Genomic DNA, 26,855 nt, shown 5'->3' on the forward strand with positions numbered 1-26,855 from the left:
CCGACACCCGGAAGGCAGGCACCATCATGACCGACCCCCGTACCGACACCCACCCCAACGCTGGCGCGAACACGACCGCGCCGCAGCTGGTGGTGCTCATCGGCCCGGCCGGCGCCGGCAAGTCCACCTGGGCTGGTGCCCACTACCAGTCGCACCAGGTCCACAGCCTCGACTGGCTGCGCGCCGTGGTGTCCGACGACGAGTGCGACCAGGACGCCACCGCCGACGCGCTCGTCCTGCTCACCGCGATCCTGCACACCCGCCTGGCCCGCCGGCTGACCACCGTCGTCGACGCCACCAGCACCAGCGTCGCCGACCGGGCGTGGCTGCTGGGCATCGCCGCCGAGCACCAGGTGCCCGCCGTCGCCGTCACCTTCACCACCCCGCTGGAGGTGTGCCTGGCCCGGCAGGCCGCCCGACCCGGCCCCGCGCCGGGCCGTCGGTGGGGACGCGCCGTGCCGGCCGCCGCCGTCGTCGACCAGCACGCCCGCACCTGCGACGCCCTGGCCACCCTGCACGCCGAGGGCTTTACCCACGTCACCGAGATCGAAGGAGGGGACATCGCCACCGAGATTCACTACCAGACCTACGACGCCGTCACCGACACCGCTGGCGCTGCGACGCTCACCGTGGCGCACCTGGTGGACGGCCTCGGCGAGGCCGACCGCCTGGCCGCCGCTCACGCCGGATCCGACGTCGACGTCGATGTCACCGCCGTCGTGCGCCCGGACGGCCGCGACCTCGTGCGGGAGTGGGAGCGAACCCACGCCGACGTCCTGTGACAGGCCACGCCGGCCCGGGCGGCAGCACCTGCCCCGCCTGACACCACCCGTTCGCGCGGTCGGGGTCGTGCTGGAACACAACCCCGACCACTACCTCCAGCCCCCGAACCGCTGAGCAGCAACCCGAGACACCGAAAGGCAGCATCATCATGACCGAACCCCGCACCTACACCCATCCCGACGTCTACCTGCGCGGCGTCGCCGAGGGCTGGGCCGAGGCCCAGACCGACCCGACCCGCATCGACGACTGGCCCGCCCGGCAGGCCGCCGCCGCGCTCCCGTTCCGGGTCGTGGCCGGCCGCCCGGTCAACCCGTGCGAGTCCACCCCCGTGCGCTACGGCCGCAACCGGCTCGGGCACTGGGGCGAGGCACGCTGCGCCGACGCCGCGGTGACCGCGACCGACGCTACCGGCGCCCGCTGGATCGTCATGATCGAGCGCCCGCGTGGGGACGGCTGGGCGCTGCCCGGCGGCCACATCGAGGCGGGCGAGACCCCCGCGCAGGCGGCGGCGCGGGAGCTGAGGGAGGAGACCGGCCTGGTCGTCACGCTCGCCGACCCGTGGGTGCGGACGCTGCCGGCCCGCTACGTGCCGGACCCGCGTGCCTCGGACGAGGCGTGGATGGTCACCACCCTCACCACGATCGACCTCGGCGTGCACGAGCCGGACCACCTGCCGGCCCTGGTCGCCGGCGACGACGCCCAACGCGCCGAGTGGATCCGCGCCGACAGCTACACCGACCTGGCCCGACACCTGGCCACCACCACCGGTGGCATCGTGTTATCCGCGCACCAGCAGATGCTCGCCGAACTGCTCGGCGGCCCGACGTGGCCGACGCTGGACATGGTGGCCGAGATCAACGGCATCGCGCTGAGCGACATCGGCGAGGACGGCGACATCATCGCCTTGGGCCACCACGACCCGGCCCGGCTGCTCACCGCGCTGCGCCGCTACGCCCGCGAGGTGCGGGGCGAGGCCCTGGCCCCCGCCGACCCGGCCGCCCCTCACGCGCAGATCCGCCACGAGTGGGGCGTCAACATCAGCGAGGCCGCCGGCCCCGATCAGGAGTGGTACCTGGAGACGGCGCCGGCCGACACCCCGGGCGCGTTCCCGATCACCCGCTGGTACGAGAACTGACTACCCCTGCCCCCAGGAGGACAGACACATGGGTTGGATCAACAGAGCGATCGGCACCGGCCGGGACCTCGACCGCGTCGAGACCGAGCTGGCCGGCATGGGCCCCAGGGACCCCCGCCGGACCAAGCTCAGCAAGGAGGCCGCCCGCCTCCAACAGCAGCAGACCACCGAGATCTCCAAGGCCCTGCGCAACGGCGCGGACGAGCAGACCGTTCGCTTCGCTCTCGGGCTGCACGGGCAGGGAGCGAACCGCGCCGACAGCCGTGGCCGACCCACCCCCGCGCAAGAGTTGCAGCAGATGATTGACCGCCACGGCATCGACACCGTTACCGAGGCCCTGTACCGCAGAGACCGACCAACCGACCCGCCGCCGCCGTCGACGAGCCAGTGCGGCCGGCACGGCACGGATCGTCGCCTGCCGTGTGGTTCCCGCTGAGCGGGCACCACACGGCAGGCACGGTGTCGGTGGGTTGCGCTACGCTGCCCGCTGGCCCTGGCCGAACACCCTCACCGTCGCCACCGCCCACGACGGCCTGCACCTCTACTTCCGCGCTCCGATCGGCATCGTGGTGCCCAACTCGATCAGCCGGTGGCCCGGCATCGACGTCCGCGCCCCCGGCCACCGCCTCGGCGGCTACCTCGTCGGCCCCGGCTCCGTCGTCGACGGCCGCCCCTACACGATCGCCCGCGACCTGCCGATCGCGCCGCTACCGCCCTGGCTCACCGCCCGCCTGCCCAACTCGCGCCACACCACCGCGGCGGTCACCTCGTGATCCGGGTACGCCTGGTCGCCAACGACGTCGACGAGCTGCACGCTGCTGCCGCCGCCGTCGCCGAGGCCCTCACCGTCACACACACCAGCCGGCCTGTCCCCCGCCGCAGCGGCGACGGCGTATCCCTCTACCTGCGCGCCGAACTTCCCGCTGGTGCGCCACCGGACAAAAGGAAGAAATCGTGACCGAGAGCGACAGCACTGCGACGGCCTACGACCAGGACCACCGGCGGCTTCCGGGCGGCGGGTTCACCTGCGAGCGGCCGGCCTGCACCCACCTCAACGGCCAAGCCGAGCTGATCGAGCGTGACCTGGCGCGAGAGCTGGCCGACGTCGGCCAACAGCCCCCGACCCCGGTCCCGGACCGCACCCCCGGCCCAGCGCCTTTCTGAGTTCGCGCGGTTGCTGTACGTAATGGTATGACAGGAGTAGCCTGATCGGTATGACAAAGCGCCGAGTGACCGTCTCCGTGCCCGAGGACGTGGCCGAGACCCTGGAGCGGCAGCCCAACGCCTCCGCGTACGTCGCCCAAGCCGTCCGCGACCGCAGGCGCATGGACGAGTTCCGTGCGCTGATGGCCGATGCCGGGGTGCAGCTCACCGAGCAAGGCATGGCCGAGGCCCGTGCTCGCCGGCTACAGGTGCAGGCCCAATGGCCCCACGAGCGGTACGAGGCCGTGCGCGACCGGGTGCGCCAGCACATGCAGGATGAGGCAGACGACGCCAGCCGGCCGGCCGCGTGAGCGTCGAGGGCGAGCAGCGTCCGGTCGTGCTGGTGCTGGACCGCTCAGCGCTGCTGGCCTACCCGTACTCGATCCACGTCGGGGAACCCATCGGTGAGGTCATCACCGATGGCCAGCGCTTCGGCGTCACCGCCGTTACTGCCGCTGAGGCCCTGGAGCTGGCCGCCGACGCCAAGCACCGAAAGCACCTGCACCGGCTGCTCAGCCACGACTCCTGTGCACGGCTGCCCACCCGGGGTGAGTCGTGGCAGGAGCTGTCCTACTGGCGTGGTCTCACCGGGCGCGTCGACCTGGCCGCCACGGTGATGGCCGCCCTGGAGCACCAAGCATCGATCCTGACCAGCGAGGGCAACCGGTACGGGCCCGAGGGGCACCTGCCGGTCATCCACATGCCCGCGTGACAGCAGACCGCAGCGACCCGGCATCCAACGGAAGCACCCGTGCCCCCGGCAACCGGGGACACGGGTGCTTCTCTCGTTGGCTCGACGTCGACCAGGAGGCGGGCGCCGGGATACGCCGGGCCACGCTTCACGCGTTCTTTCCCTCACCCATCATCTGAGTGACAGCCGCAGCGATGTTGCTCCACTTCCAAGCCAAGGTGCGGTTGCGCTGCAGCCCGGCCGGAAGAATGCTGCTGGTCCCCCCTCCGCCGACGTAGACACCAAAGACCGGCACGTCGAGATCCTTGGCCATCGCGATCTCCTTCGCGACACCTGTGGCGGTCGACATGTACTTGCCGACCAAAACGATGCACATGTTCGTGCTCGCCATCTTGATCTTGATCAAATTCTCCCACTGACTCTGCGGCAGCGAGGTCTTGCTGGACCAGTCGTGCACCGTGAACGGCGTCGGCGAGTCACTCTTCGCCTGCCCAGCGAACAGCATCTTTTCGGTCTGGTTGTGGTCGAAATCGAAACTGACGAAGGCGCGTGGGTTGGCCATCAGGGGTACTCCTTAGTCCGGGTCAACAGCAGACAGTAACGCCCAGTACCGACATGCTGGTATCGGCGGACACCCCGAGCGAGCCGCGCTGCCAAGCCGCCGGTCATGCAGAGGGTCTACTGTTTGACGCGGATACCCCGTCTTGCCTCGGCAAGAGCGTGGGCCAAAGCCGGCACCGCAGGCGTGCAGTTCGTCTGTCTCGCCACCCGATACCAGCAGCTCGCGGCAGAGATCAACGCGCTCGACGCCGAGATATGGCTTCGCCATCGATTCGCGAGCGCTCTATGGCCTACGTCTAGCCTCGAAGTCTCTGTGACCACCCTTTTGGCGGCTGCCGTCCTCCTGCGGCCATGAGTAGGGTCATCGATCCGACAAAGCCGTTGGGCGCGCTGGCTCCATTAAGAGAATCAGGCGATGAAGCGGTGGGTGTCGCCATCGGTGTTGGCCGTCCTCGTTGCGTGCCTGGTCTTCGCCGTCCTGCCGTTGGGCACGGCGCACGGCTCGGGCCCGACGCCGGAGATCTTCACAAGCTTTACCCCGAGTCAGCATGTCCCTGGAAACTGGACGGAGGAGAAGCCTAGTGATGCCCTTCGACCAGTCGACACCGGCGCTGGCGTCTGCTTCCCAGGAACCGGGCGGCTTTGGACGGGAGACGACGGCAGTGCATTTGCCCTGAGTTGGTGGACCTGCCCCGAAGAGGCAGCGCGCTATCTGGCCGACGAGGCGTTCGCCGATCGGCTGCGCATGGGGCGTACCACAGGAGCGGAAAGCTACCTCGGCGGCGCGGACGCCGTTTTTCCGCTCGACAACCACACCGCGGTGCGGAAGTGGGTACAGGGCCCGTACTCGATCCAGTTGTGGATGCGATGCGCCACCCTGACGTTTCCCGCCTGCGGACGGTTGACTGGGCCACCGGCCCGGGGCATTGCGGCTGAACTCCCCAGCGAGCCGCGGGTCACCTTCCTTCTGCCGCCGTTCACCAGAGTCCTGTCGTCGATCCTGTCGATTTGGATCTTTCTGGTCGGGACCGTCACGCTGGCCGGGTGGGCGGTCCGGCCGAGGTTCGATACCGGCCGAGGTGATGCCCGTCTAGTCGCAGTTGACGGGAAGGCCAGAGCCTTCCGGTGGCGGCACCGCGGTCAGCGGTTCGCCTATGCAGTCGCGGTGTTGGCGGGGATGTTCCTCCTCGGTGCGCTGCTGCCGCCACACGACAGCGTGGCGGCGACCTCAGCGCGCCTTGGCGCGGCCGCGCTGCTGGTCGGGGTGGCGGTCGGTATCCACGTTGCCTGCCGGCACCAGGCCACCGGACCGGCAATCCCGCTTCGCCGACGGCTCCGGATCGCGCGGCCCTCGCCACGGCGGGTCGTCGGCGCGGCGGTGGCGATGCTGCTGGCGGTCGTCTTTTCCACCGTGCCGGTGGTCATGCTCTTCGCGCTCATCATCCTGGGACTTCTGGCGCACACGACGAACAGCGGGCTTTCGGAATCCAGTGCGCTATTGCTGCCAGCGGTCGGGCTTGTCGTCATCGCCGCGCTGGGTACCCTGTTCGACCGGTTCGCGCGACGGCTGCGAATGCGCAACGCCTGGGAGGCGATCGAGGCGGACCCCCGGCCCCACATTCTCTACCTGCGCAACTTCGGCGATGACCAGCAGAAACTTCCCGTCTCCGCGCTGAGTCGCAGCGGACTGTGGCAGGTTCTAACCGGGTGGCTGAACCCGGTCCGGCGCAGCCGCTTCGAAGAAGTGCTCGCCAAGGCGCTGTCCGCATTTGGTCCTGTCATCGCAGTGGACCAGCCAGGCACGAGATTCTCCCGGCTCGGCGCTGCGAAGAGCGTTCTTATGCAGGAGGGCTGGCTCATGCAAGTGACGCGGTGGGCCCACGAGGCGCACGCTGTCGTCGTTTCGGCCACACCCGACGACATCCGTCCCGGCCTACGCGACGAACTCAGGATGATCGCCAACGCTCTGCCCCACGGCCGCGTGGTCCTCATTCTGGGCCCGAGGAGAAGGAGAACGGTCCTGCACGTCGCCTTCGACCGGTTCTTGCGGGAGGTCCGTAATTACCCCATCTTTGCCTCGCTAACCCGCTGGCCCGTCGCCGACGGGACACTGGTTCTGGTCCACCTGCCGCAACGTGGGTGGGGGTCCTGGCGGGGCTGGTCCGCGCGTCGCCGCACCGCCTGGACCTACACCGCCGCTATCCATGAGGCGATGTCTGTGGCCAGCAGCGTGTGGGGACAACCTGACGCAGAGGCCGTTAGGCAATGAAGAAGGCCGCTGCGGCGATGATCCAGTGCAAGCCGGCGGGGGTTAGGACGTATTGGGCATTCGTCCACGCTGTTGAACATCTTTCACCGGCGCATGTTCGTCGACACCTCCGCCGTGAACACTGCTCGTGTCAGGTAGGCGACAGCGACAGTCGCTGCACCTGCTCCGGGCGCGGATCCAGGGGCGGCCCTGCTGCACTGGCTCCGCCGCCTACGTATCCCCTGGGAAATCGCGACGACATCCACGAAGCCCTCCCCACCCTCGCCTGCGCCACCATCTGCTGGCGCCGACTCCAACGCTCAAAGGGTTAGGAGTTGTCAACCCGTCGCCCCAGCCCATGTCCGTCGGCGCGCTCGATCGGGACGATCCAGCGCACCGACGGTGGTGGTCACAGTCGTTGCGGTGTCGGTTAACCGCGGTTAACCGAAAAACACGCCGGCCCGGACCGGGCTTCTGGCCAGGCCCAGGACAGCCCTAGCATGGCAGGCATCCGAAGTACCGCGGCCACGATCGGCCCCGGGAAGCACACGGAACGGAGCCCGCATGACTCAGGTGCATGTCGTCGCCAACCAGAAGGGCGGCGTCGGTAAGACCACCCTCGCCGTAAATCTGGGGGCAGTGACCTACGATGTCTTGGTCAACCCCGAGCCGATCCTTCGGTCAACCGCTGAAGCTGTCGGCGACCCGGAGAGCCCGGTGATGGTTGCGTCCACGGACCCCCAAGCATCGTCCGTGTGGTGGTCAAAGCGTGTGGAGCAGCAAGGGGGCGGACTACCGTTCGACTTCGCCCAGGTCGACGACCCCCGCGATCTCCGCAAGCTGCGGAACCTGCACTACGAGCACATCTTCGTCGACACGCCGGGCTCGCTAGAGGACGAACGCATCCTCCAAGCCGCGCTCGACGAGTGCGATGACGTCCTCGTGCCGATGGTGCCTGAGCCGCTCTGCTACGACCCGACGACTCGAACGATCGAGTCCGTCATAGCGCCGCGCGGGATTCCGTATCGGGTAGTCGTCAACAGTTGGGACCCGCGAGACGGGCTCCCCGATCTTCAGCAGACCGCCCAGTTCATCCGTCGCAAGGGCTGGCCGATGTGCAACACCGTCATCCGGCGGTACAAGCTGCACTCGCGAGCCTCCGCAGAGGGCTTGGTCGTCACGCAGTACCCGAAGAATCGGACGGCCATGGAGGCACGCGAGGACTTCTTCCGGCTAGCGCTGGAGATGGGCTATGGCGGGGGAGTTGCAATCCCCTCACAGGCCAGCGCACCGAACCTCCAGGAGGTCTGACGTGGCGGGTAAGCGAGTAAATCTTTCGGACCTCGCCAGCGATCCGGTGCTGCCAGAGGCGCGGGTACCGACCTTCGCCGAGGCGGCACCACGAACGGCCCGGGTTCACCAGGTCGCGGCCAACCCACTGAACACCCGGGACCTCGACGCCGACCACGCGAAGATCGAGAGCATCGCCGAGTCGATGCGTACGCACGGGCAACTCCAGCCCTGTGCCGTGGTAGCCCGGGAAGCCTTCCTGCGCATCTTTCCGGAGCATGAGGCTGCGATCGAAAAAGCCGCATGGGTACAGGTCACCGGCGGCAGACGACGCGCGGCGGCGCTCCTGGCGAGCCAACCGACGCTGGACATCGTCGTCAAGAACAACCTGGCGGACAGCAGAGAGGCGTGGGTCAGCGCCACGGCCGCCGAGAACCTCGACCGCGAGAACCTCGATCCAATCGAGGAGGCCAAGGCTGTTCAGCTACTGGTACGGGAGTGTGGATCAGGTAAGGCGGCCGCCGCGCGCCTATCTCGCACCCCCGCCTGGGTAACTCAGCGACTGAATCTGCTCAAGTTGGCACTGGAGGTACAGACACTGCTGCGGTCCGGAGAGCTTCCTCTCCGAGACGTCCGTGATCTCCACCAGCTTCCCCCTGACGAACAACTCGTAGAGCTGCAACGGCGACAGCAACCAACCGAGCCACCGGAATTAACCGCGGTTAACCGAGAGCACAGCCCTGATGGAACCTCACCCCACGCGCCAAGCGCGCGGAGGTCAGCAACTGCGTCCGCCATCAGACGCCTTGGTGGCACGCCTGACAAGATCGCGGAGGCGCTGCGGGCAGAGATGACGAGCGAGGATCTACGAGCCCTAGCAAATCTTCTTCTGCGCTCGTCGGCAGCCGCCAACGGCCAGGACCAGTAGCCACTCCATTGGCATCGGCGAGCAACCCGTCACGCCGGGTTGCTCGCCGATGCCCTTCCGCCGCCTTCTACTACTTCCAGTCAGAACGGATCGGGCCTGTTCCGCACGGGCACGCGCCCGCCGATTTCGAGAGCGTCGACTCGTGCAGCCGGGCGCTGCTGCGCTTCGCGCCAAACCGATGATGATCTTCTCCGGCCGCGCCCTCACCTACGTCACCACCCGCGACCCGTTCGGCGTTGTCGCGCTGTGCCGCTCGGCGACCGGCGACTGCGCGCTCGCCTGGGCGGCCGCGCTGCCGAACGTGGTTGCCGACCCCGCCGAGGTTGGTGACCGGATTGCGGTCACCACGCCGGCGGGAGGGAGGCGTCCTGCTGCTCGACGCGGCCAGCCGTAAAGTTTTCAAGAGTGCCGGCGCGCTGGCTCGCGCCCGTGGAGGGTTGTGGCGTACGGCGGCCGCTTCCTCGTGGTCGACATAACCGACGGCGCACTGGTTGGCGCGGCCCCGATGGCCCTCGACAAGGTCGACGCGGTGGCGGTGCCCAGTCCCAGCGGCCTGCTACTGGCCAGTGACCGGCTGGTGCCCACGAGCATCGAGGACGGCTCGGTCGTCCAGGTGGACCTACGTACCCGGGTGGCGCTGGGCCGCGCGCCGATCGTCAGGATCGACATGATCGCGGGTCGAGCTTGTGGTGGTCCAGCAGCCACCGCATCTCCCAGGCGTGCCGGCGTTCGCCGCCGGCACGACGACGATGAGTTTGGGCTTCTCTGCCAGCGTCCGGCACCCAGCGTGATGTCGCCCGCGCTGCCGGCCGCCATCAGCAGCGCAACCACAGAACCGACTCGACGTGGCTATTTTGGCCGAGAAGAGGCGACCACGCACGGGCACCTACCCGCCAACGTCGTGCCGAATCCCGGTACGGTACTGACCGACTCGACTCCCACTCGTGAAAGAACTCGGGTAGGCGAAAGAGAAGGTGGGACATGACCAGCAGCAGGGCCGACCGCTCCCAGAACGAGAAGCGCGGACAGGAACAGGCGCCGAAGATCGACCGGCCGGTGCGACCGTCCACGCCGCCGATACCTCCGCCGCCCAGCAGCGGGGGAAACAGCGACCGGAGCTAGACCGGAACCTTGATACCCTCCTCGTTGCTCGGCGTGTTCCTATTCCTCTTCATGCTCACACCGGGCCTCGCGTACGTGCTGCGCCGCGAGCGCGCCGTGCCGGAGGCTCACCGATCCGCGTTCCGGGAGACCATTCAGGTCGTTACCGCCAGCGTGGTCAGCCTTTTCGTGACAGGGCTCCTCTTCGCCGGCGCGCGCGCGATCTGGCCGACCCGGACGTTGAACATCCGCGGTCTGATTCAGGCGCCGGAGAAGTTCTTCGTGGGCCATCATGTCCAGGTCGGCTGGTGGGCTGTGGCGTACCTCGCCGCAGCGAGCCTGTTCGCCTGGCTCGCTGCCGACCCGCGACTAGCCAAGTCACGCGTCGCGAAGCAGCTGGCGAAATCCAGGATCGTCCGCCTCGCAGTTGGACCACCGGCTCCGATCACGCCGACCTCGGCTTGGTACGTGGCGGCACATGCCTTCGACGGCGACGAGCCGGGGTTGATCCAGGTTGGCGCCCAACTCGACGACGGGACCTATGTCATCGGGTACCTCGATCACTTCAACATCGACACCGGCGAGACGGCCGACCGCGACATATTGCTGCACGGACCACTCGGGCTGGTCACGACTGACGGGCAGAAGCACAACCTGGAATCGACTTTCACGGTCATCTCGGCGCGGCGGATCGTCCGCGTCGACTTCACACACCTGGCACCCTCGGTCCGGCCCGCGCCGGTCTTCGCTCCGGTCGCGCCGGCTCCCGCAGTTCCGGATGTGCCAACGCTGGCGCGCGAGGGTGGCAAGCTAATCCGCTGGGTCTGCCGCCGGTAGCATTGCTCTCGTGTTTCGCCGACGGCCACCGGCATTCCGCTCGGCCAGTGGCTGAACGACCGGACCAAACTGACCGTGCGTACTGGTGCTACCGGCTAAGCCGTCTGCGAAGCTGCTGGTCGGACTCCACCCGGAGAGGGGGCCATGCGAAAAGCACTGATCGTCGGTATCGACTACTACGAACGCCTGCGTGACCTCAGTGGATGCGTCAATGACGCTACCGCGGTGCATGCTGTGCTCGAGCGGCATGCCGACGGCACGCGTAACTTCGTCACTCCGCTGATCCTGACGGCGCGCGACGCCACCGAGGCAATCAGCAAACACGAGCTCAAAGCGGCCGTACGGGAGTTGTTCGCGGATGCGGCCGAGATAGCACTGTTCTACTTTGCCGGCCACGGATATATCGAGGACACCGGCGGTTTCCTGTGTTCCAGCGATGCCGCGTACGGCGACGACGGGCTGGCCCTGTCCGAGGTGATGACGTGGGCCAACACGTCCCCGGCTCGCAATAAGGTCATCGTGCTGGACAGCTGCCACAGCGGGGTCACCGGCAACAACCCGCTTAGCAGGCAGGTGGCCGAGGTCTCCGACGGCGTGACCATCCTGACGGCCTCCACCGCCAACCAGTACGCCATGGAGACCCCAGGTGGCGGTTCCGGAATCTTCACCAACCTGTTCGTGGACGCGCTGAACGGAGGGGCGGCCAACCTTACCGGCGACATCACCCCGGGCAGCGTGTACGCGCACATCGATCAGTCGCTCGGGACCTGGGCGCAGCGACCGGTGTTTAAGACCAACGTCAAGACCTTCGTGTCTCTCCGGAAGACCGAGCCACCCATCGCCCTGGTGGAACTCCAGGCGCTGACGAGATACTTCCCGTCGGCGGACCACGAGTTGCGGCTCGACCCGAGCTTCGAACCTGAGCGGTCCGCCGCCGACCAGCTCGATCGTTCGATCCCGCCACCCGACCCCGTCAACACACGCACCTTCCGAGTCCTGCAGAACTATGCGAGGGTCAACCTCCTGCGTCCAGTCGACGCACCGCATATGTGGCATGCCGCCATGCGGAGCAGATCCTGCCGGTTGACCGCGCTCGGACAGCACTACTGGCGACTAGTCGATGGAGGCCTGATCTGACATGTTGGACGATCTGCCGGCCGTTCTCCGCGCGGCACAGGTGATGGAGCAGTTGGCGGCGGTGGAGCACGAACGCTGGTCGCACTGGCAACGTTACCTGCACTCGCAGTGCGTTCCGGCCGGTGACGGCTCGCTCATCATCCCTGCCGCACTAGTCGCGAGGTGGACCGAGCAGATGTCGACCGCCTACGCTGACCTGACGGAGGCGGAGAAGGAGAGCGACCGGGAGCAGGTACGGAAGTACCTTTCGGTGATCGGCTCCGTGTTGCGGTCCACCGGCCGCTGAGCTCCGGCCAGGCACTGCCGGCGACTTTTCACATCGGGTCAGCTCCGAACGTTAGGTTCTGCGTTGATCTTGTGGCTACCCTGTCGACGAGTTCGAGCTCCCCGGACCGGATGCGCCGATGACGACCTTGAGCTGGGCGCGGCTGATGTTCGCCGCGTTCCAGCTCGCCGCGCAGGCCAACCTCGTCGAGTCTGACCAGCTGACCCACGGCGCGACCGGAGCGCCGCCGGACCGAACGCGCCGGCCTGCCGCCCCGCGACGTGCGAGTGGCCCGGCTGCGCCGCGTCCTGAGCGCCAACGGAGACTCCGAGGCCGACCGGGGCGGCCGCGAGTGGCGGCACCGGTGGGTCGTGCGCGGCCACTGGCGCAAGCACTGGTACCCCAGCCTCAACGACCACCGGCCGCTGTGGATCGCCCCGTACCTCAAGGGCCCGGTCGACGCCCCCCCTGATCGGCGGCGACAAGGTCACCATCATGAACACCCCGCCCGTGCAGCGGTAGGGGCAGCGAGCCCGCGCGCCCGTCCCGGTGAATCGGACGGGCTCACGGCGAAGGAGCGGGGCGCGGTGGAGCGCAATACTGCCCTGAGTTGGCGGTGCCGGCGCGTCCAGGGCGACGCGTGACAGGTTCCTACAGCTCGCCGAGGATGCGCTCGCGTTGTTCGGCGTACTCACCGTCGCTGATGAGGCCGTCGCGATAGAGGGTGGCGAGTTGCCGGAGCCGATCGGCGATCCCGCTTGGCGGTGGTGTCGGGTCGGTGTGCGGGTGTGTTGCACGGTTGTCGGGATCCGACCCGACAGCCTCGCCAGCGCTGATGGCTTGCGCTGATGAGTTCGTCTGGTTGACGGTGCTGGCGATGTGCCAGAAGCATTCGTCGAGGGCGGTGGCGTTGCTGGCGGCGGTGGTCAGGTGCCGCAGGGTCTCCGGCACGCAGTCCAGCACGGCGGTCAGGCGAGTGGCGTGGGCGGTGGTGGGCACCAAGCGCCCGGCGAGGATGTCCATCGTCACCGTCGCGGCGATGTCGGCCCTGCTGGCCAGCTCGGTGGGGGACACGCCGGCGAACTCGGCGTAGGTGCACAGGTAGCGGGCCAACGCCCGCCGCGCCGGCGGGACCTGCGGGTCGATGGTGGTCACCAGGTGTCCGAGGCGGATCCGGCGACGGGCGACGGGCGGTTCTGGCAGGTCGATGATCGGCTTGTCGCGGAGAGCCGGCGCGGCGATGAGTTCGAGGTAGACGCACTGGCGGGCGTAGTCCTCCCGAAGGGTGGCGACTTCCGCGGCGATGGTCTTCACCCGGAGCAGCTCGTCCCTGGTCTGGTGGAACTGCGCTTCGAGCTGGTTGGCGCGGCGCACCTCGTAGTTGCGGCTGTTCTCCGAGGCCCGCAGGTTGTCGATATAGCGTGCGGTCTCCTCCCTGAGGCGGTCCTGCAGCCGGGCGAGCTTGCGCTGCAGGACCGGCACGACCGGCTCGCTCTCGGGCACGTTGCGCTGGCCCGGTTTGCCTGGCGGCCGGCTGACCGGGCCGTTGTAGCCGTGGGGCCGGTGACCGCGAGCGCACTCGTACCAACCCGCGGCGACGGCCCGGATGCTGGCCGTGTCGCAGCTGTCCGGCAGGCACCCGATGATCAGCTCGGTCATCTCCCACGTCGGACCGAGGCGGTAGCGGCTGAGTTGCTCGGACAGCTTCTGTCGGTTCAAGCCGGGGAAGTCCAGACGACGCTTGCGGGCGTTGCGGATGATCGCTGACTGCCCGCCGATACCGAGGTAGTCGTCGATGAGGCTGCGCACGTAGAGGGTGTATTCGGCGGCGTCGGGGTTGGCGCTGCGCCGCCGGATCGTGGCTTCGTCCACGACGTACGGGCGGGTGTTGCGGGCAGGCGAGCGGTGAGCAGCGGTGCTCATTCGGGTCGTCCTTGAGGCACGAGAGGTGGGCCCGGCAACGGCGATGTTGTCGGGAGTCTGCCGGGATCCCTTTCCCGACATCGCGGGCGCCGGGGAGGGTAATCCGTGCCGATCAGTGCTGACTGGCTGGTCGGTCAGGGTGCTCCGCGTGGGTCAGATGGCCGCCTGAGCAGCGTGGAGCACCCGTCATCTATACATGATGCGAGACGGTGGTGACAGAGTGCAGTACACAGCCGGGCTCCGGCGCGCCGCAGCGGTTATCAGCGCACTGGTTGTGTGCCCTTACGCCCTTGGTGACGGCAGGAGAGATCGTCCAGGTCAACCCCGTCGGCACAAGCCCCGACACCGTCGTCCACCCCGCTGGACCAGGCGCCCGCGCCGGGGGACGTCTCGCTGATCCGGTCCACTAGCTGAGACGACCTCCGAGGACGGGCCGCTGCCTGCTGGGGCGACCGGGCGGCCGATTCCAGATGAATATCCGCTCCTGTGGGGCCGGGCGGATGTCGGCGTGGACGCCGAAGACCACCCAGGGGTCGAAGCCGACCCCGGTGTCGAGGACTTCGAAGCCCTGTCGCCGGTAGAAGGCATCCAGTCCCGGGGTGGTCGGCGCCTGCCCGTAAACGCTGATGTAGCCCAGGTGTTCGTACACCTGGTGGCAGTAGCCGAGTAGGGCGGCGCCGATGCCGTGGCCACGAACCTGCGAGGCCACCGCCAGGGACTTGATGCGGCAGATCTTCAACACGCCCATCGTCAGAATCTGCGTTGCCTGCTTGACGCCGCCGCCGACGCGCTGGTTGTGCTGCAGCATCTGTCCGACCACACCCAATGGGGGGTACGCCACGAGCGCCCCGATGACGCCCTGCTCGTCGTGCTCGGCGACCAGGACCAAGGTGACGTGCGCGAACAGCTGCCGCTGGTCGGCACTCTGGTACTCGGCGAACCTGCCAGCCATGACGCGCAGGAACCCGTCCTTGCCACCTTCGCGTAGGCCAGCTCGAACCTCCGTGCCGGCGATGCCAGTTCGGACGGCGTCCATCACCTCGACCTCGATGTCGACTCCCGCCAGCCGTGACAGCGCGGTCACCGCGTCGATGTCCTCGGCGCGGGCTTGGCGGATCCGCACCTGCGGAAGCGGTGACCAACCATCGACCAGGTCCGTCTCCGTCAGGTGCTCGATCTCGGGCTGCGGTGGCGCTGCCGTGTGTAGACGGGCCTGCGGAATCGGGTGCCGGACTGGCTCTCGTCGACGCGCCCGGGAGCTACGCTTCTTACCCACGTTCCATGACCTCCCCAGTCGTTCTGTCAGAGGGTCACCGTACCGTCACGTTGCGACCGCGAATCGGGCCTGCAGATCAAGGACGCGCTTGCGTTCGTCGACGCCGTCGGTGGCGACCAGGACCTGATGCTGGCCGCGTACAGGCTGCGCGATGACCGCCGGCATCACTGGGCCGCCGCGAACCTGGTCAACGAGGTCCAGCGGATCCGGGAGCGTCAAACGGCGATTGACGTGGCCAGCAAGAAACTGGCCGCCGAGGGCACCCCGGTCATCGCCGACCCGATCAAGCAGTTCGGCAACGACTACTGGCAGCGCCGTTTGACCGGGGCGAAGGCGATCACCGCCGCCCGCAAGGCCGGCGAGCTAGCCGCAGGTGTCGACTCGTGGGGTGCGATCACGTACTACTCGACCGGCCGGAAACCGAAGGCCGCGGACAACCGCAGCCCCGTCGAGCAGCAGGGGATCACCGATGACCGGGAGCATCGGAGGGCCATGACCGCCCGGTCGGAGGCTGCGGCCGTGCTGGCCGCTCGGGCGCCGAAGCTGCCGAAGTCGGCGGCGGACATCATCGACGCCTGGCTGTGGGGCGCCGGGCAACGAGTGCGCCCAGCTCGCCCACCGGTGGCTGGTCGATGCCGGCGTCGGCCCCGGACCCAGCCCTGCCCAACTACAGGTGGTGGGAGGACGTCCGTCGAGCGGACTGGCCGACCCGGGTACACGCCGCTCACGCACTCGGCATCGCCCGCCGCGAGGTGCAGGCCCGCGCTACCTACCAGGCCTGGACCGAGGGGGACAAGGAGTGGCTGGACCGCCTCGTCGAGGAGGCCGGCTACACCCCGACCGAGTGGGAGCAGGCCCGCCTGGCCGCCATCGAGCCGCCCGCCGGCGAGACCGCCGTCGACCAGGTCGACGCGGAGGGTGCCGGCGCGGGTGTCGCTGACCTACGACGCCGAGGACGCCTGCTGCTGGCTGCTGTTCTACGACTTGGAGGTCGACAAGCCGGCCGCGGGCGCGGAGCACCTCACCGACCCCGACGACGTCGACGGCGCCCAGGCGTGGGCGGCCGAGGTGTTGGCCGAGCGGCACCGGATCGAGGTCACCGGCTGGGCCGACGGGCAGTTGCTGCCCGGCCGGCCGGCGTACCTCGCAGTGCACGCCGGCGATCCCACCGCAGCGGCGGCCGGGACGGGCCCGGTGGGGGAGTGGCGGCTGGTGCACGACCCGGTCGACGACGCGTGGCTGCTCCTGGCCGACGACAAGCCCCACGCCGACCACGACGCCCTGCCGGCCGCCAGCGTCGACGAGGCGTGCCAGTGGGCCACCACCGTGCTGGCCGACGCCGGCGTGGTCTGCCACGGCTGGACCACCCGCGCCGACGGCAACGCGGCGCTCGAGTACGTGGCCGACCTGACGGGGGAGTGCTGACCTGGCTGACCGTGGTGATTCCGCGTAATCGCCCGACTGTCGAGTGATGCCGAGCGGCCCGAAGGAGACTCGGGCCGCTCGTCATCTTCGGTGGTGAGGCGATGCGCGGTTAGGTGGCGGGGGATGCCGAGGCGCTGGGGGCCGCAGGGGGCGCGGTGACGGGCACCGCAGTGACGGCGTCGACGCCGTCGACGTCGGGCTTGGGCTTCAGCTCGCCGGTCATGCAGCTCTTGATGTAGGCCTCCTCGACCCGGTCGAGCCACTTCGCGGATGAGGCCAGATCACCGTCACGTGGCGGCGACTGGTCGAGCAGCTCGTAGCCGATCGCGCAGGCGTCCTTCGAGGGCGCCGTCTTCTGCTCGTAGAGCTTGACCCGGTAGTCGATGCCCTGCTGGGACACCTTGTCGAGGTACTGCATTCGTTCGTCGTACGAGGGGTGGCCACACCCGGTCGCGCCCAGCATCGCCGCGAGCGCGATCCCGCTGGCGGCAACATTCCGAAATCTCATGAGCGCAGAGTGTAAGGGTGGGGGGCGACGGGTCTCGATGCCCCGCTGTGGCGAGCTGAGAGACGCCACCTCGATGTCAGCGCTGATCGGCCATCTCGATGTCAGCGAAAGCGCCACGGCTGACACTTTGGGTTGCCGGTAAGAAAAGCGTCACCAGCCGCAAACGCGGCTGATCATGGAAGTCATCGGTAGGAGTAGCGCCCTGGCGACGAGAATGCGCCAGGCAAGATAGCTAGCGTTTTGACCCGCGGTGGCCAGGACATCACCCGCCCAGAGACAACCTGGTCGATCCCGGCGTGCTCTGCTGGGGAGGTGCCGGATCGCGAGGAAAGTAATGTGCTGGTGCCCCCGTGCGCGCTAACCGCGCTAATGACGGTTGCTGCGCGTGAGGGGCGGTCTCGGGACGAGACGGTACGGCGGATGCTGCTGGCACACGTCGCGCGGCAGGAAGACCTGCCAGTCGGGGAGCGGCTGACGCACATCTCGACGGTGCTGCGATATCCGGGCGTGGCCCGGTGGAACGGCGATGCGCGGCGGGAGTGGCCGAGACCGAAGAGGCTGCGGCTGCGGGTGCCGGCGGGCACGCTGGACCGACTGCGGGCGGTGTCGTTGCAGTTGCCCGGCCAGTCCCCGCGGGCGCATCGGGACTATCAGGCCCGGCGGCTCACCGACGCGGTGATGACCGCGATTGCGGTTGTGGAGCCGTTCGAGGATGAGTTCCTACGCGGTTTGCGGCCGCTGCTGCGGCACGATGCGGCGGTCGGGCTGTGGCGGCTGGCGGCGGCCGCGACCACCACTGCACCGGAGCTGGCGGTCCACGCGCGAGCCGACCGCGCCCGCGAGGCCGAGGACTACGCGCGGCACCGGGAGGCGCTGCTGGTCGACGAAATTCTGGAAGACCGGCCGTGGCACTCCCCGGCCCGGTTCGACGCGGCCGCCACGCTGGCGCGGGAACTGCTGACGGGCCCGGCCGCCGATGACAATGAGCGGATGCTGCACGCGCAGAGCGCGGACGGCTGGCACGAGCGGCTGCAGGACCTGCGGCACGCCGACGAGTTCGTGCGGGCGCACTACCTAGGAAGGTCCAGCTCCTACACCTGGGCGGGCCGGGGCGCGTCCGCGGTGTGGCGAGCCCGGCGCGCGGTGGCGATGCAGGATTTCGAGGATTGGCTGGTGGCCGACCAGCGCTCCACCCGGCACGATGTCCGCTCCCCCGGCTGGCGGGTCCGGATGCCCGCGGGCTGGCGGGCTGTGCACGCCGGACGCTGGGAGAGCCCGGTCCCCGAGCCGTATCGGGAGTGGCTCGACGCCGGGCAGCTGCTGGCCTTCCCTGTCGGCAGCCGGCGGGTGGTGTGGCCGCTCGTTGACGGCACCGCGCCGGTGCCGGAGATCGCGCCGCTGATCGCCGGCGCTCGCGGGATCGCCGACCGGCACATCAGCGGCTTCATCGAGGCCGTGCTGCTGGACTGGCAACACGGCGCGGAGGCCTTCGACGACTCCTCGGTCCCGATGGCCCTGCGGCTGCCCGCCGCAGCGGCGTACGAGCTCGGGCTGATCGACGTGGTGCAGTATCGCGAGCTGGCCGCGGAGGCGTACGCCATCTCCCAGCAGCAGAGGATGGCGGTGATCGGCCAGCTCACCGCCGATGAGCAGGGCGCCCGGGCTGCCTTGGACGCGGTGCTGGGCAACGCCCGGATGTTCGCCCGGGCATGCCGTCGTTACGGGATCGATCCACCCCAGACCGCACGGCCGGTCTGGACGTGGCCCGGCAGGCCCCTCGCCGGCAGGGCCACGGCGGCGATGCCGCCTGGAACCGTGACGGTGCTCGCCCAACACGCCTTCCGGGCCCGCCGCCGAATTCTGGGCGGGCTGATGAACGAGGCGTGGAAGGACGGCTTCTTCCAGCCCGGCGTACGCGCCGGTGCCCCTCTCGCCTGGCTCGACGATGAGTGACCGTACCTGATCTTGTGACACCCAGCATTACAGAAACCTCTCCCCTTGTTGCTGAACTGGTTCCAGAGGCGGATCCGCCTCCCACCGCCAGAAAGCGGAATGGATCCGAATAGAAGGGGCGTAATGGGCAAAAAGCACCAAGCCGCGAAGTACCAGCACCTCTGCGGCTGCAACAGACGAAACGAACTGGCCGTGGGCGCCGTCCTCCAGACGGTCCTCGTCCAGGTCGCCGTTGCGATACTTCGGGACTGGATCGGGATCGGGTAGCGGTCCGCCCGCGACCCGAAGCGGATTCCATGCCGTCGTCGCCAGCGGACCTCCCGTACCGGCCCCGGCGGTCGGCAGCGGCCTCGCGGTCCACCAGCCCTCCCGCTCCGCGGACGACTCCCCGACGGTGCCAGCAGCGCCGACGTAAAGCCCGGAACCGCCCCCGGATATGCGCGCGGCCGCCAGCGCTCTTTCCCGCCTGTGCTTGCGGGCGGGGAAGGGCGGGGAAGAGGGGGTGCTGGTGTCCGAGCCGGCGCTGGAGCTCGCGTTGATGGACTACTCGGACCGGTACGGTCTGCACACCGTCGGGGTCTACGCGGCGCGATTCGGCTACCTCGCCGCGTGGCCCCTCGCCGGGTTGGGCCAGCGGATGAGCGGACGGCCTGTCGACCTGGCGGCCCTGCGGACGGAGTTCGCGGGGGGTGCTGCGGGACCAGTTGCCGCCCTACCAGATTCGGCGCGGCTGGTAGGGCGCTGCCTGACGTGCGGGTCCGGCCCGCTGACCCTGGTTGGTCGGCGGGCCGGACCTGGTGCCGTCGCTAGTTCTCGATGAGGAAGGCGTGCCCGCCGCCGTGGTTGGCGTAGCGGTTGTCAATGTCCGAAGTCGCGTGCACGGATCTCCGCAGTCCTCGGCACTAGTCACTGGGGTGGGGGGCGAGGCTGCGGCGCAGCAGGATGGTGAGTACGGCGCGGGCGTCGCGGCGTCGTTGCGGGGACCGGGCGAGTAGGGCGGTCAAGGCGGCGGCGGTGACGGTGGCCGTGTAGAGCACGGTGCCGATCTTGTGTGGGAAACGATCGTTTTCCAGACAAGATCAAGATGTGCCATCGGGGCGGGTAAATCGTGTCTGAAAAACCCGTCCGAGAAGTCGGCGTGTCCAACAACGTGACGACGGGTTTGTTGGGCACTCTGGACGGCGTGACCGTCACCCCCACGCCCACCGAGGACGACCTGCTCGCCTCGACTCCGCCCGCAGGCGTGCTTGTCGGCTACGGCCGGGTCTCCACCCGCGAGCAGAATCTTGCCCGCCAGCAAACCGCACTTACTGCGGCCGGCTGCGCCAAGTGCTTCTTCGACAAAGCCTCCGGGAAGAACACCGACCGGCCCGAGCTGGCCAAGGTGTTCGAGTACATCCGGCCTGGCGACGTGCTCACCGTCGTCTCGCTCGACCGGCTCGGCCGCTCGCTGGAGGACCTGATCGGCATCGTCGGCCGGCTCAACCGTCACGGCATCGGCTTCCAGTCCCTGCACGAGAAGCTCGACACCACCACCGCAGGCGGGATGTTCGTCTTCCACGTCTTCGCCGCGCTGGCCGAGTTCCTACGGACCATCATCGTGGCCAACACCAACGAGGGCCTGGCCGCCGCTCGCGCCCGCGGGCAACGCCTCGGCCGGCCGCCGGCCATGACCCCAGAGAAAGTCGCCTACGCGCTGCAACTGCTCGCCGAGCCGAACCGCACGATGACCTCGATCGCCAAGCTCCTCGGCGTATCTCGCAGCACCCTGTACAACGCGCTGCCTGGCCTCGTTCCGGCCCAACGCGACGACCAGGCCGCCCTGCAAGACCGGTGAGCAGCGGCACCAGTGCTGTACGTGGTGAACGGGCTGCCGGGGCTGCTGGACTCCCGGCTGGGGCCGGGCCGCCGCCGGGGTTCTCGACGCCCGCTAACTGAGCGGCGGTCCTCGGCCAGCACCGCGTACGCTCGTGGCCGGTTGCCGAGCAGGTTGAACAGCGTGGCGGATGACGCCCGCGTCAGTACGAGGCGACGCGGGAGGTACCGGGCCATGGAGAGCGGGATGACGCCGGTCGACGAGCTGACCGGAATGATCGAGCAGAGTGCCGACGTTGACGTCCGGCTGGCTCTGTATCGCAGTGAGGACGGCTGGCAGATCAGCTATGGCGAGGTGCTGATCGGCGCCGACAGTACCGGCCCCGAGCGAACCTGGCTCTACAGCGATGACGCCTTCGTCGAGCGCCACCTATCGGGATCCCTGGCCGCCGACCTGGTGCGGAAGAAGCCGCAGCAAATCGCCGGCTTGACAGTGTCCGCGCCTGCTGCGCAGCCAAGCGGCAACTTCCAGCGGCTCGCCGGCCAGGTGCGCTGGAACAACACAGTGCTGCCGTGGCCACGCACCGAATGGCAGCTCAGCCCAGCCAAGCAGGCGCCGACGCGACGGCGGAAGGTACTGGTCGGCAACGGGCCGAGCTTCCTGCACGCCGAGGCCGCGTTCAATGCCTTCTTCTACGCAGCCGCCGTCGAAAACGGCCCCCGTCCTCCACACATGTTGTGGCGCATCGTCCGGTTGGACCACCGCGGTCGGATCCACCGGGTCACCATCGCCCCGGACGCACTGACGGTGGTCATTAAGGGCGCTGAACTTGCCGGAGCACAGGTGGAGCTGACCACCCCGGACGGTTCGCAGCTCCGCCCGGTCGGCGCGACCGGGCGGGTCCGGCTGCGGCTGCCACGCGGCCTGGCTCCAGCCACCCTGTTAATGCTGCGCTCCGACGACGACTGGCTGGACTTCCGCTACTTCCCTGTGCCAGGGACTGGCGGCGACGGCGACCGTACGGTGATTTGGGACCTGCCGGGCGCCGACGCGAGCGTGCTGATCGCCGGCGGCGAGACCGAGTACGTGGAGTTCAAGCAGGAGGTGCCCACCGGCGAGTCCCGCAAGAAGACGCTCAAGACGGTGGCCGCCTTCGCCTCCGGCGAAGGCGGGACCGTGCTGGTCGGGGTGACCGACGACGGGCAGATTGCCGGCGTCGACGCGACGAAGCTCGACGAGCAGATGCGCACCCTGCGCAGCATGATCCGCGACAACATCGACCCTGACCCTCCGGTCACGGTGCGCCCAGTGCCGGTGGACGGTAAGACCGTCGTGCTGGTCGAGGTGAGCGCCGGCGGCCGCTGGTACGCGTACAACCCGAAGCGACCCGAGTTCTATCTGCGCCGCGGCGCCAGCACGGTCCCGGCACAGCTGCAGGAGATCGCCGTCCGGTTCGGTCAGCCGTCGGCCTTTTGGTGAACGGGCCGGGGGGTCGCGTACGCGCTGCAGCTGCTCGCCGAGCCGAACCGGACGATGATCTCGATTGCCCCAGCTGCTCGCGGCTCATCACTGGCTAGGGCCTTCTTCACCGTGTTACGACAAGTACTGGAGCCCGCCCGCAACCACGTGGTCAGTTTCAGGCGGAGCCGACACGCGGGTGTTCACCTGGCAGGACACGCCCGGCGTGTACATGCCGGGCTCGCCCGAAATAGGGTGGCCAGCCGGAACACTGCGGCCTTCGGGTCGCCACCCTTTGACGAGCAAGGACACCCCGACTGATGGCAGTGATCCAGCAGGAGATCGAGAACCGGTTGTGGGACGCCGCCGACGAGCTGCGCGTGGCGATGCCCGAAGCGCAGTACTCCTCGGTCGTCTTCCCGCTGATGTTCTGGAAGTACCTGTCGGACACCTGGGAGCACCACCACCAGGAGTTCCTGGACGACAACGAGGGCCTGGATGGCCTCTCCGCCGAGGAGGCCCACGAGATCGAGTACCGCGACTACCAATCGTTCGAGATCCCGTTCATCCACCCCGGCACCGTCCAGCAGCGTCGCGCCTCCTGGTCGTCCATCCTCGCGACCATTACCCAGCCCGGCCTCGGCCAGCGGGTCCGCGCCTCCCTGCAGGCCATCGAGACGGCCAACCCTGACAAGTTCTCCCGCCTGTTCGGGTCCATGACTTGGACCTCCGAAGAGGTGTTGTCGGGGGAGGTGTTGGCGGCGGTCATGCAGGCGATGGACCGTACCCCAAAGATGCACGAGGGCAACATGTCCCACGACGTGCTCGGTGGGGCGTACGAGTACCTGCTGAAGCGGTTCTCCGATGGGTCGGGCACCCGCGCCGGCCAGTTCTTCACCCCGCGCGAGGTCGTCGAGCTGATCGTCGAGGTCCTGGCTCCCAAGAGCTTCGAGTCGGTGTACGACCCGACCTGTGGGTCGGGCGGGATGCTCATCGCCTCCGCGAACCTCCTGAAGGCCCACGGCGGGCGTGGCTACACGCTCAAGCTGTACGGGCAGGAGGCTGTAGCGGACACTGCGGGTGTGGCACGCATGAACCTCTTCATGCACAACCTCACCCAGTTCCAGGTTGAGGTCGGCGACACCCTGAAGGACCCGCGCTTCAAGAAGCCGGACGGGTCTATCGCCCAGTTCGATGTGATCGTCGCCAACCCGCCTTACAGCCTGAAGTGGAAGCCCTGGACCAAGGACCCGCGCGCCATCGGCGGTGTAGCTCCACAGTCGTCGGCGGACTGGGCGTTCGTGCAGCACATGATCGCGTCGATGAACCCGAAGAAGGGGCGTGCCGGCGTCGTCTTGCCCCACGGCGTTCTCTTCCGCGGCGGCCAGGAAGCAGCCATCCGCCAGCGCGTCCTGGACGACGACCTCCTGGAAGCCGTGATCGGGCTGCCTGCGAACCTCTTCTACAGCACGACGATCCCCACCTGCATCCTCGTGTTCCGCGCACCCGGCACCAAGACCCCGGAGCGGCAGGACGGGGTGCTGTTCATCGACGCCTCCAAGCGGTTCGCCAAGGCCAAGAATCGCAACATCCTCACTGACGCCGACATCGCCGACGTCGTGACTGCCTACCACCCGAGATTGGATGCCGATGGCAACCCGGTAGACCCCGACGGAGAAGGCGGCCTGGTAGCGCGCTTCGTGCCCACCACCGAGATCGTGGCGAACGGGTACGACCTCAACATCGGCCGTTACATCAAGCAGGCCGCCGCTGAACAGGAAGACCTCGGAACTCTCATCGACGCCTACAACATCGCCCGAGCCGAGCGCCAGAAGACCGAGCAGCGCATGCTTTCCGTCCTCGCCGAGGCCGGGATTGAGGGCTTCGATGAGTGACCCGACGAGTAGCGACCCGGCAGCCGACGCGCAGGAGGAATGGGTTCGCGCACCTCTCTCGCGATTCCTCACATCGAACGTGGAGGTCGTCGATGTGGACCCGAATCAGACTTATCCGACCGTAGGAGTCCTGAACAGGGGGAGAGGGCTGCTCTACCGCGATCCCGTCGCAGGAAGCTCTACGGCCTACAAGAAGCTCAACCGGATCGGCCCCGGCATGCTCGTCTACAGCCGGCTCAAGGCATTCGAAGGCGCGATCACGGTTACCCCCGACGATCTGCCGGAATCGTTCGCGTCTCAGGAGTTCCCTACCTTCGCCTTCGCGTCTGACCTGGACCCCGACTTCTTCCGCATCCTCACGACAACGCAGAGCATGTGGGACGCACTCCAAGGCGCGTCGAAGGGGATGGGCGGCAGGCGCGAGCGGGTGAAGCCCGCGGACTTCCTCAACATCGTCATGGACATCCCGCCGTTCCCCGTTCAGGAGCGGATCGTCGAAGTCATCCGGGCGGTGGACGACCAGATCACCGCACTCGGTTCCGAGGCGGACGTGCTCGATGAGCTTTGGTGGGCGCTGGGACGGGAGATGGCGGTAGCCGTTGCCGACGAGGGGACGGTCCCACTGGGGTCGTTTTGCGATATCTCGGGAGGTCTCACCAAGAACAAGAAGGACCTTGAGCAGCCGGACCTTGTCGAGGTGCCGTATCTGCGCGTAGCGAATGTCCATCGACATCACCTGAATTTGTCTGAGGTGGCGACGATTCAGACTACCCGGGCCAAGGCGGAGAAGCTTCGACTGCACCCGGGCGACGTTCTGATGAACGAGGGCGGGGACAAGGACAAGCTTGGCCGGGGACACGTATGGGAGGGCCAGATTCCCGACTGCATCCACCAGAACCACGTCTTCAGGGTCCGGGTCACCGATCAACGCTTTGACCCGTATTTCGTGTCGGCTTGGGGTAACACCTTCGGTCGGGAGTGGTTCGAGACATTCGGCACCCAGACCACAGGGATTGCCTCCATCAACCGCGCGACCCTCAGCAGATTCCCCGTACCGGATGTTCCGTTGTTCGTCCAGCAGAACTGGGCGGGGCGTCTCGGCGCCGTCGTAGAGACGATGGACTCCCTCCGAGTTCAGGCCGCCAGTCTCCGTCAGGTTCGGACGGGACTGCTGTCGGGCTTGTTGGATCGCACAATCGAGATTGAGTCCCGCCTAGTTGGAGGTCTGATCCGTGGCGAAGGGCATTCGGGAGCGTGAGTTCCAGAACCTGATGATCCAGTGGTCCCTCCCGATGGGCTGGGGCTACACAGCGGGCAGGTCGCTGCCGCGCGAGACGACGCAGACGGTGGTCGCCGGCCAGCTGCGGGATGCCATCGTTCGGCTCAATCCTGGGGTGATCGATGGGTTCGAAGTGGACGCGGTGGTCGAGGAAATCATCGCCACGGTGAACGCTGTTGAAGGCGGGCTGGTGCGGGCCAACGAGCAAGTCCTGCACCTGCTGCGCGGGCGTAAGGAGTTTCGGGACGCCGAAGGCGTGTGGCATGCCCTGAAGGTCATCGAGTTTGAGCACCCGCCTGCTAACACGCTGGTCGTGTCGGACGAGGTGACCATCACTGTCCCCGGCAAGACCTCCCGCCGGTTCGATCTCGTGTACTGGGTTAACGGCCTGCCCTTGGTCGTGGTCGAGGTGAAGTCGCCGACCGCGAAGTCCGGGTGGCTCGACGCCGCCCGCGAGATCAACGACGTGTACGCCAATGAGTACCCGTGGTTCTTCACCCCCAATGTCTTCGCCGTCGCCTCCGACGGGCTGAAGCTGCGGTTCGGTGCCGTTGGCGCGCCCACGAACCTGTGGCAGCCGTTCCGGTCCACCGCCGACGACGAGAACCTGTCCGGCCAGGCCGACGTGCAGCGCTCCGTCGAGCTGCTGCTCAACCCCGCGACCGTCCTAGACATGCTCGCGAACTTCGCCCTCTTCGACACCTCCGGTGGTGGGGTGGACAAGAAGTACCTGCCCCGCTACCCGCAGATGGAGGCCGCGCACCTGATCCACGAGCGGATCTTGGAAGGCGGGTCAAAGGGCCTGATCTGGCACCATCAAGGGTCCGGGAAGACGCTGCTGATGGTGTTCGCCGCCTCGCTGCTGTTGGCCGATACCCGCACCGCGTCGCCCACGATCATCCTGCTCTCGGATCGAACGCAGCTCGTCCGGCAGACCTCCGGGGTGTTCACCTCGGCGATGGGGGACGCCTATTTCCACCTGCCCGCCACCAGCCAGGAGTTGCGTTCTCTGCTGGCTGACGACGTGCGCGGTGTCATCTCCACGACCGTCCACAAGTTCGCCAACGCCGGCAAGAACCTGTCGAAGCGGGGCAACATCATCGTGCTGGTCGACGAGGCACACCGCACCCAATCCGACAAAGA

Annotated in this window: 29 protein-coding genes; 23 read left to right on the top strand and 6 right to left on the bottom strand. The window is 68.1% G+C overall.

Going from position 1 to position 26,855, the window contains the following annotated elements:
* Positions 1-26: 26 nt before the first annotated feature.
* From ACGFIR_RS30315 to ACGFIR_RS30350, 8 genes are all read left to right on the top strand, one after another.
* Positions 27-782, top strand: coding sequence for an AAA family ATPase (locus ACGFIR_RS30315; RefSeq protein WP_393148698.1), 756 nt, complete (start codon positions 27-29; stop codon positions 780-782).
* Between the two features lie 149 nt (positions 783-931).
* Positions 932-1,918, top strand: a complete 987-nt coding sequence (locus tag ACGFIR_RS30320; protein WP_393148700.1) for an NUDIX domain-containing protein — start codon at positions 932-934, stop codon at positions 1,916-1,918.
* 28 nt (positions 1,919-1,946) lie between these two features.
* Positions 1,947-2,354 (top strand): hypothetical protein, encoded by a 408-nt coding sequence (locus tag ACGFIR_RS30325; RefSeq protein WP_393148702.1) that lies wholly within the window; start codon positions 1,947-1,949, stop codon positions 2,352-2,354.
* 34 nt (positions 2,355-2,388) lie between these two features.
* The gene (locus ACGFIR_RS30330) at positions 2,389-2,691 is read left to right on the top strand and encodes a bifunctional DNA primase/polymerase (RefSeq protein ID WP_393148704.1); all 303 of its coding nucleotides are present in this window, start codon (positions 2,389-2,391) and stop codon (positions 2,689-2,691) included.
* Positions 2,688-2,876, top strand: coding sequence for a hypothetical protein (locus ACGFIR_RS30335; RefSeq protein ID WP_393148706.1), 189 nt, complete (start codon positions 2,688-2,690; stop codon positions 2,874-2,876). The genes ACGFIR_RS30330 and ACGFIR_RS30335 overlap by 4 nt, the downstream gene beginning before the upstream one ends.
* Positions 2,873-3,082, top strand: a complete 210-nt coding sequence (locus tag ACGFIR_RS30340; RefSeq protein WP_393148708.1) for a hypothetical protein — start codon at positions 2,873-2,875, stop codon at positions 3,080-3,082. The genes ACGFIR_RS30335 and ACGFIR_RS30340 overlap by 4 nt, the downstream gene beginning before the upstream one ends.
* A gap of 50 nt (positions 3,083-3,132) precedes the next feature.
* Positions 3,133-3,432: a hypothetical protein gene (locus ACGFIR_RS30345; protein WP_393148710.1), complete on the top strand. Its 300-nt coding sequence runs from the start codon at positions 3,133-3,135 to the stop codon at positions 3,430-3,432.
* Positions 3,429-3,833: a hypothetical protein gene (locus ACGFIR_RS30350; RefSeq protein ID WP_393148712.1), complete on the top strand. Its 405-nt coding sequence runs from the start codon at positions 3,429-3,431 to the stop codon at positions 3,831-3,833. The genes ACGFIR_RS30345 and ACGFIR_RS30350 overlap by 4 nt, the downstream gene beginning before the upstream one ends.
* Positions 3,834-3,960: 127 nt before the next feature.
* Here ACGFIR_RS30350 and ACGFIR_RS30355 read toward each other — a convergent pair whose 3' ends face one another.
* Entirely contained in the window at positions 3,961-4,374 is a 414-nt protein-coding gene (locus ACGFIR_RS30355) for a TIR domain-containing protein (protein WP_393148714.1), read from the bottom strand.
* Between the two features lie 414 nt (positions 4,375-4,788).
* Between ACGFIR_RS30355 and ACGFIR_RS30360 the strand changes: the two genes are divergently transcribed.
* From ACGFIR_RS30360 to ACGFIR_RS30395, 8 genes are all read left to right on the top strand, one after another.
* The gene (locus ACGFIR_RS30360) at positions 4,789-6,642 is read left to right on the top strand and encodes a hypothetical protein (protein WP_393148716.1); all 1,854 of its coding nucleotides are present in this window, start codon (positions 4,789-4,791) and stop codon (positions 6,640-6,642) included.
* A 543-nt stretch (positions 6,643-7,185) separates the two neighbouring features.
* Complete coding sequence (locus ACGFIR_RS30365) at positions 7,186-7,932, top strand: ParA family protein (protein WP_393148718.1); 747 nt, start codon at positions 7,186-7,188, stop codon at positions 7,930-7,932.
* A gap of 1 nt (position 7,933) precedes the next feature.
* Positions 7,934-8,839: a ParB/RepB/Spo0J family partition protein gene (locus ACGFIR_RS30370; protein ID WP_393148720.1), complete on the top strand. Its 906-nt coding sequence runs from the start codon at positions 7,934-7,936 to the stop codon at positions 8,837-8,839.
* Positions 8,840-8,981: 142 nt separating this feature from the next.
* A complete protein-coding gene (locus ACGFIR_RS30375) occupies positions 8,982-9,233 on the top strand; it encodes a hypothetical protein (RefSeq protein WP_393148722.1) in 252 nt (83 codons plus the stop codon).
* A 45-nt stretch (positions 9,234-9,278) separates the two neighbouring features.
* A complete protein-coding gene (locus ACGFIR_RS30380; protein WP_393148724.1) occupies positions 9,279-9,824 on the top strand; it encodes a hypothetical protein in 546 nt (181 codons plus the stop codon).
* Between the two features lie 161 nt (positions 9,825-9,985).
* Positions 9,986-10,777 carry a DUF6338 family protein gene (locus ACGFIR_RS30385; RefSeq protein ID WP_393148726.1) on the top strand — a complete coding sequence of 264 codons (792 nt, stop codon included), beginning with the start codon at positions 9,986-9,988 and terminating at the stop codon, positions 10,775-10,777.
* A 144-nt stretch (positions 10,778-10,921) separates the two neighbouring features.
* On the top strand, positions 10,922-11,914 hold the full coding sequence (locus ACGFIR_RS30390; RefSeq protein WP_393148728.1) for a caspase domain-containing protein: 993 nt from the start codon (positions 10,922-10,924) through the stop codon (positions 11,912-11,914).
* 1 nt (position 11,915) lies between these two features.
* Positions 11,916-12,200 (top strand): hypothetical protein, encoded by a 285-nt coding sequence (locus ACGFIR_RS30395; protein ID WP_393148730.1) that lies wholly within the window; start codon positions 11,916-11,918, stop codon positions 12,198-12,200.
* A 630-nt stretch (positions 12,201-12,830) separates the two neighbouring features.
* Here ACGFIR_RS30395 and ACGFIR_RS30400 read toward each other — a convergent pair.
* The 3 genes from ACGFIR_RS30400 to ACGFIR_RS30410 form a co-directional block, all read right to left on the bottom strand.
* A complete protein-coding gene (locus ACGFIR_RS30400; protein ID WP_393148732.1) occupies positions 12,831-14,102 on the bottom strand; it encodes a hypothetical protein in 1,272 nt (423 codons plus the stop codon).
* A gap of 406 nt (positions 14,103-14,508) precedes the next feature.
* A complete protein-coding gene (locus ACGFIR_RS30405; protein WP_393148734.1) occupies positions 14,509-15,378 on the bottom strand; it encodes a GNAT family N-acetyltransferase in 870 nt (289 codons plus the stop codon).
* A 45-nt stretch (positions 15,379-15,423) separates the two neighbouring features.
* The gene (locus ACGFIR_RS30410) at positions 15,424-15,597 is read right to left on the bottom strand and encodes a hypothetical protein (RefSeq protein ID WP_393148736.1); all 174 of its coding nucleotides are present in this window, start codon (positions 15,595-15,597) and stop codon (positions 15,424-15,426) included.
* A gap of 711 nt (positions 15,598-16,308) precedes the next feature.
* Here ACGFIR_RS30410 and ACGFIR_RS30415 point away from each other — a divergent pair.
* Positions 16,309-16,803: a hypothetical protein gene (locus ACGFIR_RS30415; protein ID WP_393148738.1), complete on the top strand. Its 495-nt coding sequence runs from the start codon at positions 16,309-16,311 to the stop codon at positions 16,801-16,803.
* Positions 16,804-16,912: 109 nt separating this feature from the next.
* On the opposite strand, the gene ACGFIR_RS30420 is transcribed toward ACGFIR_RS30415, so the two are convergent.
* Positions 16,913-17,311 (bottom strand): hypothetical protein, encoded by a 399-nt coding sequence (locus tag ACGFIR_RS30420; RefSeq protein ID WP_393148740.1) that lies wholly within the window; start codon positions 17,309-17,311, stop codon positions 16,913-16,915.
* A gap of 312 nt (positions 17,312-17,623) precedes the next feature.
* On the opposite strand from ACGFIR_RS30420, the gene ACGFIR_RS30425 reads away from it, so the two are divergent.
* Complete coding sequence (locus ACGFIR_RS30425) at positions 17,624-19,264, top strand: hypothetical protein (RefSeq protein WP_393148742.1); 1,641 nt, start codon at positions 17,624-17,626, stop codon at positions 19,262-19,264.
* Positions 19,265-20,166: 902 nt separating this feature from the next.
* Here the strand turns inward: ACGFIR_RS30425 and ACGFIR_RS30430 are convergent.
* Positions 20,167-20,301, bottom strand: a complete 135-nt coding sequence (locus ACGFIR_RS30430; RefSeq protein ID WP_393148744.1) for a hypothetical protein — start codon at positions 20,299-20,301, stop codon at positions 20,167-20,169.
* 101 nt (positions 20,302-20,402) lie between these two features.
* Here ACGFIR_RS30430 and ACGFIR_RS30435 point away from each other — a divergent pair, with 101 nt between their 5' ends.
* The 5 genes from ACGFIR_RS30435 to ACGFIR_RS30455 form a co-directional block, all read left to right on the top strand.
* Positions 20,403-21,101, top strand: a complete 699-nt coding sequence (locus tag ACGFIR_RS30435; protein ID WP_393148746.1) for a recombinase family protein — start codon at positions 20,403-20,405, stop codon at positions 21,099-21,101.
* Between the two features lie 225 nt (positions 21,102-21,326).
* A complete protein-coding gene (locus ACGFIR_RS30440) occupies positions 21,327-22,559 on the top strand; it encodes a helix-turn-helix domain-containing protein (protein WP_393148748.1) in 1,233 nt (410 codons plus the stop codon).
* A gap of 299 nt (positions 22,560-22,858) precedes the next feature.
* Positions 22,859-24,433 carry an N-6 DNA methylase gene (locus ACGFIR_RS30445; protein ID WP_393148750.1) on the top strand — a complete coding sequence of 525 codons (1,575 nt, stop codon included), beginning with the start codon at positions 22,859-22,861 and terminating at the stop codon, positions 24,431-24,433.
* Positions 24,426-25,691, top strand: coding sequence for a hypothetical protein (locus tag ACGFIR_RS30450; RefSeq protein WP_393148752.1), 1,266 nt, complete (start codon positions 24,426-24,428; stop codon positions 25,689-25,691). The genes ACGFIR_RS30445 and ACGFIR_RS30450 overlap by 8 nt, the downstream gene beginning before the upstream one ends.
* The coding region (locus ACGFIR_RS30455; protein WP_393148754.1) for a type I restriction endonuclease at positions 25,666-26,855 on the top strand (1,190 nt) is incomplete at its 3' end. The genes ACGFIR_RS30450 and ACGFIR_RS30455, both read left to right, overlap by 26 nt.

The organism is Micromonospora sp. NPDC049051 (assembly GCF_043197575.1).
Classification (GTDB): domain Bacteria; phylum Actinomycetota; class Actinomycetes; order Mycobacteriales; family Micromonosporaceae; genus Micromonospora.

Bases quoted from the DNA above. Each gene is read 5' to 3' on its own strand.
- ACGFIR_RS30400 (WP_393148732.1), bottom strand. From the start codon at position 14,102: ATGAGCACCGCTGCTCACCGCTCGCCTGCCCGCAACACCCGCCCGTAC.
- ACGFIR_RS30365 (WP_393148718.1), top strand. From the start codon at position 7,186: ATGACTCAGGTGCATGTCGTCGCCAACCAGAAGGGCGGCGTCGGTAAG.
- ACGFIR_RS30420 (WP_393148740.1), bottom strand. From the start codon at position 17,311: ATGAGATTTCGGAATGTTGCCGCCAGCGGGATCGCGCTCGCGGCGATG.
- ACGFIR_RS30345 (WP_393148710.1), top strand. From the start codon at position 3,133: ATGACAAAGCGCCGAGTGACCGTCTCCGTGCCCGAGGACGTGGCCGAG.
- ACGFIR_RS30445 (WP_393148750.1), top strand. From the start codon at position 22,859: ATGGCAGTGATCCAGCAGGAGATCGAGAACCGGTTGTGGGACGCCGCC.
- ACGFIR_RS30325 (WP_393148702.1), top strand. From the start codon at position 1,947: ATGGGTTGGATCAACAGAGCGATCGGCACCGGCCGGGACCTCGACCGC.
- ACGFIR_RS30320 (WP_393148700.1), top strand. From the start codon at position 932: ATGACCGAACCCCGCACCTACACCCATCCCGACGTCTACCTGCGCGGC.
- ACGFIR_RS30355 (WP_393148714.1), bottom strand. From the start codon at position 4,374: ATGGCCAACCCACGCGCCTTCGTCAGTTTCGATTTCGACCACAACCAG.
- ACGFIR_RS30360 (WP_393148716.1), top strand. From the start codon at position 4,789: ATGAAGCGGTGGGTGTCGCCATCGGTGTTGGCCGTCCTCGTTGCGTGC.
- ACGFIR_RS30390 (WP_393148728.1), top strand. From the start codon at position 10,922: ATGCGAAAAGCACTGATCGTCGGTATCGACTACTACGAACGCCTGCGT.
- ACGFIR_RS30395 (WP_393148730.1), top strand. From the start codon at position 11,916: ATGTTGGACGATCTGCCGGCCGTTCTCCGCGCGGCACAGGTGATGGAG.
- ACGFIR_RS30440 (WP_393148748.1), top strand. From the start codon at position 21,327: ATGACGCCGGTCGACGAGCTGACCGGAATGATCGAGCAGAGTGCCGAC.
- ACGFIR_RS30450 (WP_393148752.1), top strand. From the start codon at position 24,426: ATGAGTGACCCGACGAGTAGCGACCCGGCAGCCGACGCGCAGGAGGAA.
- ACGFIR_RS30315 (WP_393148698.1), top strand. From the start codon at position 27: ATGACCGACCCCCGTACCGACACCCACCCCAACGCTGGCGCGAACACG.